The sequence below is a fragment of the Vibrio makurazakiensis genome, from assembly GCF_050337375.1.
In the GTDB taxonomy this organism is placed as follows: domain Bacteria; phylum Pseudomonadota; class Gammaproteobacteria; order Enterobacterales; family Vibrionaceae; genus Vibrio; species Vibrio makurazakiensis.
Genome location: NZ_JAKJSW010000040.1, coordinates 16037 through 31136 on the forward strand (window position 1 = coordinate 16037; position 15100 = coordinate 31136).

11 protein-coding genes are annotated in these 15100 nt (G+C 43.2%); 5 read left to right on the top strand and 6 right to left on the bottom strand.

Annotated elements, in window-relative coordinates:
• Positions 1 to 7: 7 nt before the first annotated feature.
• Complete coding sequence (gene msbA / locus L4C33_RS06690; protein WP_428811661.1) at positions 8 to 1756, bottom strand: lipid A ABC transporter ATP-binding protein/permease MsbA; 1749 nt, start codon at positions 1754 to 1756, stop codon at positions 8 to 10.
• Positions 1757 to 1787: 31 nt separating this feature from the next.
• On the bottom strand, positions 1788 to 4037 hold the full coding sequence (locus L4C33_RS06695) for a DNA internalization-related competence protein ComEC/Rec2 (RefSeq protein WP_428811662.1): 2250 nt from the start codon (positions 4035 to 4037) through the stop codon (positions 1788 to 1790).
• A gap of 17 nt (positions 4038 to 4054) precedes the next feature.
• Between L4C33_RS06695 and L4C33_RS06700 the strand changes: the two genes are divergently transcribed.
• Positions 4055 to 4564, top strand: a complete 510-nt coding sequence (locus L4C33_RS06700) for a DUF2062 domain-containing protein (protein ID WP_428811663.1) — start codon at positions 4055 to 4057, stop codon at positions 4562 to 4564.
• A gap of 194 nt (positions 4565 to 4758) precedes the next feature.
• On the opposite strand, the gene lolE is transcribed toward L4C33_RS06700, so the two are convergent.
• Genes lolE through lolC form a run of 3 tightly spaced genes read right to left on the bottom strand, consistent with a single transcriptional unit; the run spans position 4759 to position 7897 of the window.
• Positions 4759 to 6003 carry a lipoprotein-releasing ABC transporter permease subunit LolE gene (lolE, locus tag L4C33_RS06705; RefSeq protein WP_428811664.1) on the bottom strand — a complete coding sequence of 415 codons (1245 nt, stop codon included), beginning with the start codon at positions 6001 to 6003 and terminating at the stop codon, positions 4759 to 4761.
• On the bottom strand, positions 6004 to 6696 hold the full coding sequence (lolD, locus tag L4C33_RS06710; RefSeq protein WP_428811665.1) for a lipoprotein-releasing ABC transporter ATP-binding protein LolD: 693 nt from the start codon (positions 6694 to 6696) through the stop codon (positions 6004 to 6006).
• The gene (gene lolC, locus L4C33_RS06715; RefSeq protein ID WP_428811666.1) at positions 6689 to 7897 is read right to left on the bottom strand and encodes a lipoprotein-releasing ABC transporter permease subunit LolC; all 1209 of its coding nucleotides are present in this window, start codon (positions 7895 to 7897) and stop codon (positions 6689 to 6691) included. The genes lolD and lolC overlap by 8 nt, the downstream gene beginning before the upstream one ends.
• A 164-nt stretch (positions 7898 to 8061) precedes the next feature.
• Here lolC and L4C33_RS06720 point away from each other — a divergent pair, with 164 nt between their 5' ends.
• Genes L4C33_RS06720 through L4C33_RS06735 form a run of 4 tightly spaced genes read left to right on the top strand, consistent with a single transcriptional unit; the run spans position 8062 to position 13520 of the window.
• Positions 8062 to 8631 (top strand): PilZ domain-containing protein, encoded by a 570-nt coding sequence (locus L4C33_RS06720; RefSeq protein ID WP_428811667.1) that lies wholly within the window; start codon positions 8062 to 8064, stop codon positions 8629 to 8631.
• 7 nt (positions 8632 to 8638) lie between these two features.
• A complete protein-coding gene (mfd, locus tag L4C33_RS06725) occupies positions 8639 to 12100 on the top strand; it encodes a transcription-repair coupling factor (protein ID WP_428811668.1) in 3462 nt (1153 codons plus the stop codon).
• Positions 12101 to 12159: 59 nt separating this feature from the next.
• Entirely contained in the window at positions 12160 to 12927 is a 768-nt protein-coding gene (locus L4C33_RS06730; protein WP_428811669.1) for a peptidoglycan binding protein CsiV, read from the top strand.
• Positions 12928 to 12983: 56 nt separating this feature from the next.
• Positions 12984 to 13520 (top strand): GNAT family N-acetyltransferase, encoded by a 537-nt coding sequence (locus L4C33_RS06735; RefSeq protein WP_428811670.1) that lies wholly within the window; start codon positions 12984 to 12986, stop codon positions 13518 to 13520.
• A 78-nt stretch (positions 13521 to 13598) separates the two neighbouring features.
• Here the strand turns inward: L4C33_RS06735 and L4C33_RS06740 are convergent, their stop codons facing one another.
• The gene (locus tag L4C33_RS06740) at positions 13599 to 14888 is read right to left on the bottom strand and encodes an NAD(P)/FAD-dependent oxidoreductase (RefSeq protein WP_428811671.1); all 1290 of its coding nucleotides are present in this window, start codon (positions 14886 to 14888) and stop codon (positions 13599 to 13601) included.
• Positions 14889 to 15100: the final 212 nt, after the last annotated feature.

The following is a 15100-nucleotide window of genomic DNA, read 5'->3' on the forward strand; positions in this document are numbered from 1 at the left end:
AGCCTTTCTAATCACCAAACTGGATTCGATGCAATTGAGCGTAAGCGCCATTTTTTTGGATCAACTCAGCATGGGCACCACGTTCGATAATACGCCCTTCATCTACAACCAAAATTTCGTCTGCTTCTTCGATAGTAGAAAGCCTATGAGCGATTACCAATACCGTTTTGTCTTTTTGAAGTTCACCTAAAGCTGCTTGAATCGCTCGCTCAGATTCAGTATCCAGCGCAGATGTCGCCTCATCGAGAATCAGTACTGGAGCATCTCTTAATAAAGCTCTAGCAATGGCTATGCGTTGACGTTGACCACCTGAAAGGCTGGCTCCATTTTCGCCGACAATTGTGTCTAAGCCGAGCTCCATACCATCTATAAATTCACTCGCGTGTGCCAGTTTAGCAGCATGCTCAATTTGCTCACGGCTGTAACGGTCTTCCGCAGCATAAGCAATGTTATTGGCAAGCGTGTCATTGAATAGGTGTACATTTTGTGAAACTAGAGCAAAGTGCTCTCGCAAGTTTCGTAGTTTATAATCACGTACATCGTACCCATCAAGTTCAATGCTACCAGAATCAACGTCGTAGAATCTTGTAAACAAATTAGCGATGGTACTTTTACCCGAACCGGAACGTCCGACTAGCGCTACGGTCTTCCCTTTAGGGATAGAAAAGGTTACGTCTTGTAAGGCCGGCTTTTCGTTACCTTGATAAGTAAAAGTAACGTTCTTCACGTTAACGTCACCAACAGCACGATCAACTTGAACAAGACCTTTATCTTCTTCAACATCTAAATCCATCAAACCGAATAATGTTTGACTCGCAGCCATACCACGTTGGAACTCCGACGTTACGTTTGTTAGCGCCTTTAATGGACGCATCAAACCAAACATTGCAGAGAATACAACCGTGAACGTACCAGGAGTCAGTTCAGTACGAATAGAGTCGACACTCGCTAACACTAAAATCGTCACAATAGCGATAGAAGCAATCATCTGAATAATTGGGTTCGCAGCAGCTTGTGCTGTCACCATTTTCATCGTTTGCTGACGCATGTGATTGCTTACATCATCAAAACGTTCTTTCTCAACATCTTGCCCACCATAGCTCAGTACAACTTTATGACCTTTCAACATTTGCTCAGCTGAAGACGTCACTTCGCCCATAGTGGTTTGCATGTTTTTGGAGATTTTTCTAAATCGCTTAGAAACAACACTGATACCCCATGCAACGACAGGTGCAACGGCAAAGAGAACCAAAGACAGTTCCCAGCTATTCCAAAACATAAGTACTAGCAAACCAATAATGCTCGCACCTTCTCTGACAATACTCACTAGAGCACGGCTTGTTGCCGCTGAAACTTGTTCAGAGTCATAAGTGATACGTGAAAGCAGCGCACCGGTTTGTTCTTTATCGAAAAAAGAAACCGGCATGTGCATAAATTGTCCGAATACTTTTCGGCGAATTTCCATCACCACATTGCCTGACACCCAACTCAAGCAGTAGGTAGATATAAATCCACTAATACCACGAATGAGCATCATTGCGAATATAATGATTGGTAACGTGCGTAAGAAATCAGATTCAGCATTGCCAAAACCCTCATCGAGAAGAGGTTTCAGTAACGAGATCATATAGGTATCGGAGATAGCATTAACAACTAGCGCTACAACTGCAACCGCTAGACCAGATTTATACAGTCGAATATAAGTCCAGAGTCTTTTAAAGGTAACCCAGGTCGTTTCATCAGTTTGTGTTGACATAGAAGTGCTTTATTTTCTTACAATATTCTTTCTATTCTACTCCGTTACGAAGCATCTGCCTATACCACGGAGAGCGTCGATTTCCCCTCAAACTATCATATCGCCAACCTTTAGAATCAATTGTGATGGTAATTTGACCAAGCCTACCTGTATCGACCCATTCAATGTTGCGTAAAGCATACCGCTTTAGGACGGGTTGATGTGGCATCMCCCACTGGTTTCCTTTTGCTAGTGAAGCTATAGCAAGTTGCGGGGAAACTGCATCAATAAATCTCTGAGTAGAAGACGTTTTACTTCCATGATGTGGAACTATCAAAATATCGCTTTTTAAAACTTTAGGGGAGCGCACTATTAACCACTCACTCAGGGCATCAACATCCCCTGTTAATAAAATATTGGTTCCGGTTTTGCTTTCTGAAACACGAATCACACACGAATGTGGATTGTAAGCTCGCGAACTGAGTTTAGGCGGCCATACAACTTCAAAATCAACTGCTTTCCAAGACCAAAACTGGCCACGAGTGCAAGGTAAGTGTCCCATGCCTAATTGACTACTCCTGACCCAGTTCGGTTTATAGCGCTGAACAATATCTTTATAGCCTCCAGAGTGATCTAAATCAAAATGACTCACTATCACCCCTTCCAACTTATCGATACCGRTTTTATCAAGTACTGGGATGATCACCGAATTAGCCATTGTACCGCCCTCCCAAACAGCCCCCGTATCGTAAATCACCGCACCATCTTCCTGGCGAATAACAATAGCCAGACCATGCCCAACGTCTAATACATCGATAATAACCTCATCCACTTTATTATCTGTTAGCTTCCACCCAACAGCCAACACGCTTATTAAGAGTATTATTTTCGCTCTTAGAAAAGGAGCTAGCAGGATGGAAAATAAAGCAACGACTATCGTATAATCCGTAATGGCATCACTCGTGATAAACCAAAATAATTTGGAATAACCCGAACTTTGAATTACTGGCGAAATCGCAGCATCAACAACAAGCCACACGTTAAGTGCAAGTTTAGGCAAGGCAATAGAAGTAAACAGTGCTACGAATAGGAGTGGCACAACAACGAAAGAAAACCAAGGTAAAAAAATGAGGTTGTAAGCGAAGGAAGCTAAACTCACCCCATTAAAATAGTAGGCGGTGATCGGGAACATCAAGAGACTTAGCAGAAACTGAATTTTGACTAACACTAAGAGCTTCTTACGCCAGCAAATAGCGAAACGCCTCCAGCGTGACGTACAATAAATCACGATGGCAACAGCCCCGAATGACATCCACAGGCTGCTAGATAGTGACGAAAATGGGTCTATAGCTAAAGCAGAAGATAAGCATAGCAGCAGTATTTTCGGTGCGGATAATCGAATGGAAAGCAGCGTAAAGACGCTCACAGCTATGCACATCGATAACGCACGCTTAGTAGGTAGTGTAAATCCAGCTAGCCATGCATAAAAACACGCAAGCAATACAGCAAGTATGAAAGGCAACCACACTCCATCTGGCCAAATGCGCTTTAATATATTGCCACCAACATACCCTATACCAAACGCAATGCCGATATGCAGGCCAGAAATCGCAATTAAGTGAATTAAACCACTGGCCTTTAGCCCTTCCCATGTTGCTACATCTATCCCCTCTCTCACACCAAAACTCAGAGCAATTAATAACCCCGAATACTCTAAAGGAGCAGTTAATTTAGAAATCCTCTCATACCATTGTGAACGTAAGGAAAAACGAGATGAAATAGAGTAACTACTGTCAGCAACATAGTTCGCAGTYGCAATAATACCCTGACTGAATAGATGTTTTTCTTTATCAAAACCAGCCATATTCAACCGTCCGTAAATCGGTTTAATACGGACTATCATATTGATTTGATCGCCGTAATCTAGCTTAAATGGAGTCGCTAAACGTACCCTCCCCAAAGAAAATACGTTGTTTTTTTGACCATCAATTGATCTAACTTCAATTACGCTTTCATAACCGTAGCGATTTTGCTTAAAAAGACTAACAACCTGAGCGTTTATGGTAGTATTCTCAGCAGATTGGAACAGTTGTTCAGTTTGAAAAGTGAGTAAATTCCCTTGGAGGATGACTAAGATGCCCGCACTCAGTCCCCCTCTAATTGCCAATTGCGCCCTATACTTAATTAAGACTGCCAATATCACCAACAAAACGACACTCCAACGAGCACTCGGCAACCATAGCCAGTAATTCGTGGAAACAATCGTTAAAACAAAAGATATTAGAAACCTGTAGCTAAACAAGAGAGTTCTTTCCTACTATGCCAAGAAAGTTTATTAAGCGATTTATGCCAGACCATGAACTGATTAAACGTCAGAAGGCATTGAAAGTTTTTGGCAACGTTCTCTACAACCCTAATTTATGGTGTTTGAACCGACGTTCCGCTGCTGGAGCATTTGCAGTTGGCCTATTTATGGCTTTCGTGCCTCTTCCAAGCCAAATGATCATGTCCGCAGGTTTAGCTGTTCTTTGTGGCGTTAACCTGCCACTTGCTGTTGCACTTGTATGGATCAGTAATCCCGTCACCATGCCTGTACTGTTTTACTTTGCTTATAAAGTTGGTGCTTTTGTCATGCATGTTCCACCGCAGCAGTTCCACTTTCAGTTATCGTGGGACTTCATTTTGGAACAGATGAGTACTATTGGGCCTCCATTCTTACTCGGTTGCTTAATATGCGGTACGCTATCTGCGATTCTGGGTTACTTTGGTATAAAAGGGCTCTGGCGCTATTCAGTCGTAAGAAGTTGGCAAAAGCGTCAAACACGCTAGTAACCGCGCAGTCAAATTTGAAGATAGTATTAGCTAAAACTCGATTAATCCGACAGAAACCAATGCAACGGATGTTTAGTTATTAGCAACTTTCAAGATAACCCCTGAGAACTATTTGAAAATAAAAAAGGACCTGATTAGGTCCTTTTTTTGATGAGTATCGAGGAAGAATGAGCTTCGAGGAAACACCTCAATTACTTTGCACTCAACACTGAAGCAGGGTTTAACTTCGCAGCTCTAGAGGCCGGATACAAAGTAGCAAGTAAACTAAGTACTATTGCAGTTCCTGAAACCATAACAACATCAAACATCACCAGTTGAGATGGCAAGAAATCCACAAAATAAATGTCACCAGAAAGAAATTGGTGTCCGACTAGTGATTCTAGCCCTTTAATCATTGTCGTTAAGTTAAGAGCAGCAATAACACCGACTACACTACCAACCACACTACCTAACACACCAGAAAATACGCCCTGCCAGACAAATATTCTTTTAACCAAACCGCTGGTAGCACCCATAGTTTTCAGAATCGCGATTTCAGCAGCTCTATCTTTAACCGCCATCATTAGAGTAGACACAATATTAAAGCAGGCGACACCGATAACCAGCACCATAACTAGGTACATAATCGTTCTCACCAATTGGATATCTCGGTAAAGAAAACCATACTTTTGCTGCCAACTTCTTAGATAAACATAAACATTCAGATCATTCCCCACTTCACGAACAATCTGATTAGCATTCAGTACTTCACTAACCTTAAGTGAAACGCCAGTTACACCATCACCGATCCCGGCATATTGCTGAGCATCTGCCATTGGCACTAAGGCTAGGTTATGATCAATTTGCCCATTCAAAGCCAACAGTCCTGCGACTTTGACACGTAACCGCTTTGGCGCTTGTACCTTAGAAGACAGGCTAGCCGTTGGTATCATCAAAGTAAGATAATCACCGACCTTTACTCCAATAGCAGAAGCAACACCCGCTCCTAAAATAACTTGCTGTTCACCCGCTCTAAAGTTGTTCCAAGCTTCTTTATCTATAAACTTAGAGAGGCTTGATACCTTTTGTTCAGCTTCAGGGTTAACACCACGTACCTCAATAGCTTTTAACTCTTTGCCTTTTTCGGCTAAAGCCGTCAAACGAACATAGGGCGCGGCTGCTATAACCTTTTCGTGTTCAACCGCTTTTTCAATAACGTGTGCCCACTCCGTTATAGGTTTATTTACACCTTCAAATTCACCGTGCGGGATCACTGACAGTACGCGCGACTCAAGCTCACGCTCAAAGCCGTTCATAGCTGACAAACCTATAATGATGACAGCGACACCGATGGCTATACCAAAAGTAGAAGATAGTGAGATGAACGACACCATTTTGTCACGCTGCTTCGCACGACTAAAACGACTACCAATCAATAAAGACAATGATGGAAACACTTAACGCACCTCTTCATCGACATTGAGTAACAGCCCATCTTGCATGTGTAACTGGCGATCCATTTTTGCAGCCAATTCACCATCGTGAGTAACTACAAGAAAGGCTGTACCTGACTCTTTATTTAACTCACGCATCAAATCATAAATGGCTAAAGCGGTATTGTGGTCGAGGTTGCCTGTCGGCTCATCAGCTAACACCAAATCTGGCTTATTCACTAATGCCCTTGCGATAGCCACTCTTTGACGTTCACCACCAGATAGTTCAGATGGCCTGTGTTCCACACGATGAGATAGCCCTACTTTGTCCAGCAGTTCTCTTGCCGCTTGTTTGGCGGCTTGCGGTTTAGCGCCGCCAATCAATAGTGGCATTGCCACATTTTCAAGAGCAGAAAAATCCGCAAGCAAGTGGTGAAATTGATAAACAAAACCCAAATGTTGATTACGCAATTTAGCTTGTTTATTGGGGCTTAACTTCGCTAAGTCTTGTTCTAAGAAGTGAACTTGACCTTGTGATGCATCGTCTAAAGCTCCTAAAATATGCAGTAATGTACTCTTCCCCGAACCAGACGTACCGATAATAGAAACCAACTCTCCTTTTGAAACCGAGAAGCTCACCCCTTTTAACACTTCAGTATCTAGTGAACCTTCACGATACGTTTTACGAACATCGTGACAGTGTAAAAATTTATTCATAACGAAGTGCCTCAGCGGGTTTAACAGAAGATGCACGATAAGATGGGAATACAGTTGCGACCAGGCTTAGTGCAATAGCTAGGACAACCACAACGATAATTTGTATCGGATTAATTAAAACTGGGAGCGCCCCTCCAAAAGAGAACAAGGCTACTCCGGCACCGCTTAGAATGGTATTCAGATTTGACGCGAGTAGTACCCCTAATGCGCCACCACCCAGCGAACCAATAACACCACTGCTTGCGCCTTGAACCATAAAGATGCCCATAATCTGAGAACCTTTCATTCCTTGAGTCTTAAGAATAGCGACTTCAGATTGCTTCTCCATTACCACCATAATCAAAGCAGATATAATATTAAAAGCTGCAACACCTATAATCAAACCAAGCATTAAGCCCATCATGTTCTTTTCCATTCGAACCGCTTGAAATAGCTCTCCTCGTTGCTCACGCCAGTCACTCCAAACCCACCCATCAGGCAAAGTTTGTTGGGATAAGTCGGCAACAGCAAACGGGTCCTCAAAAAACAAACGCCAGCCCGAAATTGTATCGGACTTATAGCGCATCAACCTGCCAGCATCTTTAATGTGTGTCACCATTAACTGAGCATCAATATCTGACCCAGTATTGTAAATACCAGCGACAGTGAAGTTACGCTGACTCGGGATCCGACCAAGTGGTGTGTATTGACTGGCACTGGTCACCATTAACCTAACTTTGTCACCTGTCGATACTTTTAAACTGCGAGCCATCGTGTGACCAAGGAAAACTTGATACTTTCCAGCTTGTAAGTTCGACAATCGCCCCGCTATCAAGTGGTCTTGAATAGGGTCATTTTCATCCGGGTCAATACCAATAAGAAGCCCAGCAGCTAATTGCGCAGAACTTTGAATAACCGCTTCACTGCGAACAATAGGTTCTACCTGACCATTTTGAGAGAGCTGCTGAATAAATCCAGGGGCTTCGTCAGATAAAGGTGTCTTACCTTTATCTGAAGATATAACAGCTTGTGGTAACACACCTAGGATCCGCTCTTTTAATTGAGCTTCAAATCCATTCATAACCGAAAGGACTGTTACTAAGGACATAACACCGATAGTAATTCCAGCTGTAGACATGTAAGAAACGAAACGGCTAAAGCGATCGCCAGAGCGACCTCTTAAATAGCGAATTCCGATAAAAATAGAAATAGGATGAAACATGTTCAAAACCAACAAATTGGGATGCGACTTAATGTAGCGAGAATTCTACTCACTTTGTAGGTCTAAATTGAAAATATCCAGTCAAATAAGTCAATTAGTACTGCTTCCCTTGATTACTCCGCTCACATAGCGATAATCAATAGAAATATCCAAGGAAGTTCACCATGACAGAGCAAGAGTTTTTCACCGTTCACCATAGCCTTACCGCTAATATTGAGCCTTTGCCTCAAGAGTTCATTTTGCCTTCTCAAACTCAATTTGAAGCTGAGATCCCAGCGCCATTTATTGTCGCTAGTGAATTCAGTCAACTTGATTTAATGGCAGACAATGCACGAATGGAATTGAAAAACAGCGATTTTAAGCACGTCATCGGTTTGCTGGAAACACAAAATTCAAAGTTAAACTTGCTGCTCAGCTTCATGCTTTCTCAACAAGATGAGCCTGAGCTTCGAACTCATACTTACAGCTTTGGAGCGAGTCAATTTTCATATCACTCAACCAAAGCAGTCACTCCCGGAACAAAAGTACGTGCCAAGTTATTCTTGGAATGTCCCGCGGCTGCAATTTACTGCTACGCAGAAGTAAATACATGCTCTGAAAAAGAAAACGGTTTTGAAGTTCAACTCAAATATGTTTTGCTTCGAGATGCAGACCAAGACCTCCTTATTAAAGCTGCGCTACATCAGCAACAAAAACTATTACGCCAACGCTCACTAGATCGCGATAACCAATAATTACATCATGACAAATACGACTCTTCTTACATTGCCAAAGACGGCAGGTGCTGGTGACAAAAAATCACTAGGTAATCTTGTTGGTTCATCGTTAGCACTTTCAATCGCAGAGCTAGCAGCCCAACATTCAAGTCATACTCTACTTGCTGTCCCTGACCCACAGCTTGCACTAAAACTGCAAGCTGAGATCGAGCAGTTTACAACCGCTGAAGTTGCATTGTTTCCTGACTGGGAAACACTCCCATATGACAGCTTCTCACCGCACCAAGAGATTATTTCAGACCGTATCGCTCGCTTATATGCTTTGCCGACTCAAGGGCAAGGTGTCACCATAGTTCCCATCAACACCTTGCTACAACGTCAATCGCCACGCGACTTTTTGATGCAGCACACCTTAATGGTAAAAACGGGCGACAACTTTTCATTAGAGAAGCTACGCATGCAGCTCGAAAAGTCCGGTTACCGCTATGTAGACCAAGTATTTGGACCAGGAGAATACGCAAGTCGAGGCTCTATCCTCGATCTATTCCCTATGGGCAGCAGCGATCCTTATCGTATTGATTTCTTTGATGATGAAATCGATACAATTCGAACATTTGATCCAGAAAACCAGCGTTCAATTGAAGATATTCAAGAGATTCGACTGCTCCCGGCCCATGAGTTTCCAACATCTGAATCTGCCATTGAAGACTTCCGTATTCGTTGGCGTCAACAGTTTGAAACTCGACGTGAGCCAGAGTCGGTTTACATGCAAGTATCAAAGGGAACTTGGCCAGCAGGGATAGAATATTGGCAACCTCTATTCTTTGAGCACACTGAGACTCTATTTGATTATGTGAGTGACGATACCCAAGTTCTGGTACTTGGTGACATTGAATCGGCTGTCGACACCTTTTTAAGTGATGTAGCAGAACGCTATGAACAGCGCAAGGTCGATCCTCTGCGTCCATTGCTCACTCCAGATCAACTGTGGCTGAAAAAAGATGAGCTCTATACATGCCTTAAGCAAAAGGCTCAGCTGCACCTTAACATTGAAGAAATAGAGACAAAACAAGGTCGAGTAAACCTCCCAGTTGCGCCTCTACCTGACTTAGGGGTCCAGCACCAAAACAAAGAGCCGCTAGCCAGCCTAAGAAAGTTCACCGAGTCATTTGATGGCAAAGTCATTTTCTCCGTAGAATCAGAAGGTCGAAGAGAAGCCCTCACTGAATTACTGCAGGGAATAAAAATACGCCCGCAGGAGGTCACTTGCCTTCAAGATGCTCTTTCCGGTAAAGATAAGTATCAATTGGTTTTAGGTTCTGCAGAGCACGGTTTTATTCACACTGAACAAAAGTTTGCATTCATTTGTGAAAGTGATTTGCTGGGTGACCGCGTCGTTCAACGACGTAAAAAAGATAAGAAGAGTGTCAACAGTGACACGGTTATTCGCCACCTAGCGGAGTTAAAACCAGGACAAGCTGTCGTTCATATTGATCACGGTATTGGCCGCTATATTGGTTTACAAACCTTAGAAGCCGGCGGAATGGTGACGGAGTACGTAACTCTCGAATACCAAAACGATGCCAAACTTTACGTGCCTGTAGCATCACTAAACCTAATTGGTCGCTACTCGGGTGGCGCTGAAGAAACCGCTCCACTACATAAACTCGGTGGAGAGGCGTGGACGAAAGCTCGTAAGCGCGCCGCTGAGAAAGTACGTGATGTCGCAGCAGAACTCCTCGATGTTTACGCGAAGCGAGAATTGAAGCCAGGCTACAAATTTGCCTTAGACCGAGGTCAATACGCAACATTTAAATCAGGTTTCCCATTTGACGAAACAGACGACCAAGCAACTGCAATCAATGCTGTCATGTCTGATATGTGTCAAGCAAAGGCAATGGACCGCTTGGTTTGTGGTGATGTTGGCTTTGGTAAAACAGAAGTCGCCATGCGAGCCGCTTTTGTCTGCACAGATAACAGTAAGCAAGTCGCTATATTGGTTCCGACAACTCTGCTTGCACAGCAACATTTTGAAAACTTCCGTGACCGTTTCGCTAACTTACCGATACGAGTAGAAGTTCTTTCTCGCTTTAAATCGGCAAAAGAACAAAAAGCGATAATGAAAGACGTCGCGGACGGAAAAGTCGATATTTTGGTGGGTACACATAAACTCCTTTCTAGTGATATTTCGTTTAAAGATCTTGGCCTCTTGATCGTGGATGAAGAACACCGCTTTGGCGTACGCCAGAAAGAAAAAGTGAAAGCGATGCGAGCGGATGTTGATATTCTTACACTCACCGCGACACCTATCCCAAGAACACTAAACATGGCCATGAGTGGTATGCGTGATCTATCGATTATCGCTACTCCTCCAGCTCGTCGACTTGCAATTAAAACATTCGTTCGTGAAAGCGACGATGCCGTTGTACGTGAAGCGGTTTTGCGTGAAATTATGCGTGGCGGACAAGTTTACTTCCTGCACAACCAAGTCGATACCATTGAGAAAGTCGCTGCCGATTTAGAAAAACTCATTCCTGAAGCTCGTGTCACCGTCGCTCATGGCCAAATGCGTGAGCGCGAGCTTGAACGTATCATGAACGACTTCTATCACCAGCGTTTCAACTTGTTGGTATGTACAACGATTATCGAGACGGGTATCGATGTTCCTACCGCGAATACTATTATTATGGATCGCGCAGATAACCTTGGCTTGGCACAACTTCACCAATTACGTGGACGTGTCGGTCGTTCTCACCACCAAGCTTATGCGTACTTAATGACACCTCATCCCAAAGCAATGACCAAAGATGCCATCAAGCGTTTAGATGCAATAGCGTCGTTGGAAGATTTGGGGGCTGGTTTTACACTCGCGACTCACGATTTGGAAATTCGTGGTGCAGGTGAATTACTTGGTGATGAACAAAGTGGTCAAATTCAGTCAGTCGGTTTCACTCTCTATATGGAGATGTTAGAGCAAGCAGTGGAAGCCTTAAAAGAAGGTAAAGAGCCATCACTCGACGACCTTCTAAGAGAACAAACAGAAATTGAGATGCGACTGCCCGCTCTATTGCCCGATGATTACATCCCAGACATCAATACTCGTTTATCTATGTATAAGCGTATCGCTAGCGTGGGTGATAAGGATGAACTATCAGAACWCAAAGTAGAGCTGATCGACCGCTTTGGAACCTTGCCCGATGCAACGAAGAACCTCATTTCAATTTCCGAGTTAAAAGTAGAAGCCGCCAGTATTAAAGTGAAGAAAATTGAAGCTCATGATAAAGGTGGATTCTTAGAATTCTACCCTGACGCTGACATCAACCCGACTTATCTGGTTAAACTGTTGCAGTCTCAACCTCAAAAATTTGCAATGGAAGGTCCAACCAAATTTAAGTTTACTGTACCATTAGTGGATAGACGTAAACGTATTCAATTTGTTGGCGACTTGTTGAACGAATTTAAGCAGAATCTATTGCCTGCGAGTTAACTTCCACCAATTGAACACAAAATCTGCCCAATCTCTATTGGGCGGAAAATGGAGAAACAATGAAAAATCTGATCCCACTTCTATTGTTGATGGTTTCCATGCCAAGCTTGGCACAAAGACAGTTTGATATCGAAGTGCTCATTTTTAAGCGTGCAGTTGACGCAGAAGCAATGAACGAGTCATGGCCAAATACGTTACCTGAGATCAACATGGAAAAGGTTGGTTCATTTCGGGACGCAAGCTACCGCGCTCAAAAAAACGTTAAAATGCTGCCTTACTCTGAGTATAAATTGCTTGAACAAAAAGACTCCTTAAAGAAACACGCGGGCTTTAAAGTGTTATTGCACAAAGCTTGGAGACAAGGAGATAACGGTAAAGCTTCTGCGCCAGTATTCCACATTCAAGCGGGTAAAGATTACTCTACAAAGTTTAATTCCGATGGCTCTGAAAAAGTAGAGTTACTGACAGCAACTGACGGGATCACTGAAGAAACCATTGATGCACCTTTATACGAGTTAGATGGTAAGTTTCAAGTCTACGTCCAACACTATCTATATGCAGAAACGACTCTAGATCTAAAAGCTCCTAGCGTTCGTGAAATTACGCTACAGGAACAAGCAGTTGAACTTGATACTCCAGTTAGCGATGCGGAAAGTAACGTTCAAGTTGGTAACCTAGCCGAAGTGTCACCGACAGTAGAAGTAGAAGAGTTCTTAAAAAGTTACCGCATGGAACAGAAACGCCGTATGCGTAGTACTGAAACTCACTACTTAGACAACCCTCTGCTTGGCATTATCATTCAAGTACGTCGCGTCGCCGAGCAATAAGCTTGTGCAATAATTACATCAGCCCTCTGAACTGAGGGCTTATTGTAGGAAAGTTCATGAGCCCCGATTTTCAAATAATTTCCACAAACCTCGCCCTGCGCGTCATTCAGCCTGAAGATGCCAACACTTTTGCTCAACTCATCCAACACTCTCCATCCCTGTACCCATGGGTAGACTGGTGCCATTCGGATTACACAATCGATGAAGCGTCTAAGTTCATTTTGGCAACTCGCTTAAACTGGGTTAAAGCGGAAGCTTTTGGATTTGGTGTTTTCCACAGAAAAACCAACAAGTTCTTGGGGATGGTAGCCATAAATGAGCTTTATCACACGTTTAATATGGCGAGTTTAGGCTATTGGATCGGAGATGAGTTTCAAAGGCAGGGGTATGCAAAAGAGGCTATGATCGCCTTATTTGAGTTTTGCTTTGCACAACTTAAACTAACACGCCTTGAAATTGTATGTGATCCAGACAATAAGCCGAGCCAAGCCCTAATAGAAAGTTGTGGTGGTATAAAAGAGTCACTTGCTAGGAACCGTTTCATCTTTAACGGCCAATCTAAAGATGGAATAGTCTTTTCCGTTGTGCCATAAATCATGGCTCTCACACAAACACTTATAAACAAAAAAAGAGCTCAATGAGCTCTTTTTTTATTAAGGATTACAAACAAATTAGTGCAGTTTTAAGTTCGGACGTAATACTCGGTTAATACGTCCTACCAGCATCATCAGTGCCGTTTTCACGATACCGTGAAGCGCCATTTGATGCATTCGGTAAAGAGAAATGTAAACGATACGTGCAATACGGCCTTCAACCATCATCGAGCCTTTCGTAAGGTTGCCCATTAGGCTACCTACTGTTGAGAAACGGCTAAGAGAAACTAAAGAACCTTTATCTTTATAGATATAGTCTTTTAGCTCACGGCCGTTCAACTTCGCGATAATGTTGCTAAATGCGCAGCTTGCCATTTGGTGAGCCGCTTGAGCTCGCGGTGGAACGAATGAACCATCAGCTTGTGTACACTGCGCCAAATCACCAATAACAAAAATATCTTCGTCACGTGTTGTTTGAAGTGTGTCATTTACAACAAGTTGGTTAATGCGGTTAGTTTCAAGACCAGCAATATCTTTCATAAAATCAGGTGCTTTGATACCCGCAGCCCAAACCATGATTTGTGCAGGAATTTTCTCACCATCTTTAGTTGTAAGACCATCGCTATCAGCTTGTGTCACCATAGTCGAAGTACGAACTGTCACACCTAGCTTAGTCAATTCTGAATGAGCCGCGCTCGAAATTCGAGGAGGTAGAGCAGGAAGAATTCGTTCACCGGCTTCCACTAGATTTACGTTTAGCTTACTAGAGTCTAAATCACCAAAACCGTAAGTGCGTAGTTCTTTAATAGCGTTATGCAGTTCAGCAGAAAGCTCAACGCCCGTAGCACCAGCACCAACGATTGCGATATCAACCGTACCTTGACCACTATTAGCATGCAGCTTAAGGAATTGATTGTTCATTTCGCTACGGAAACGGTGTGCTTGCTCTGGGCTATCAAGGAAAATACAGTTATCACGAACTCCTGGAGTGTTGAAATCATTCGACGTTGAACCGATCGCTAACACTAAAATATCGTATTCTAGCTCACGACTTGGCATAAGTAGTTCACCAGCGTCATCTTTCAGTTCGCTCAATACAATGACTTTACGCTCACGGTCGATGTCTTTGAGGCTACCCATTTGGAAATCAAACTGGTGGTTTTTAGCATGAGCACGGTAGCTCAATGCGTCAACGCCTTCGTCAAGAGAACCTGTTGCTACTTCGTGTAACAATGGTTTCCAAAGATGGCTTGCTTTACGGTCGACAAGGGTAATTTGAGCACGGTTCTTGCGCCCTAATGTACGGCCTAGCTTGGTTGCTAGTTCAAGACCACCAGCTCCACCGCCTACAACGATAATTTTTGTCACAATGACAATCCTCTACAAAAATGAATAAATGGGGTTCGGCTCGATGACTCCAACCGATAAATTCTTTTGTTAACTGCTGATATTCAGTCGCAGTGAGAGGGCTACAGCACCGAAGCTCAGTTCGATGATTTGCACACGTTTGATTAAATTAAGCTATGCATCTTGAGATGTGACGCACAAAATATGGGCAAGTTTTATTACTCGCTCTCAAT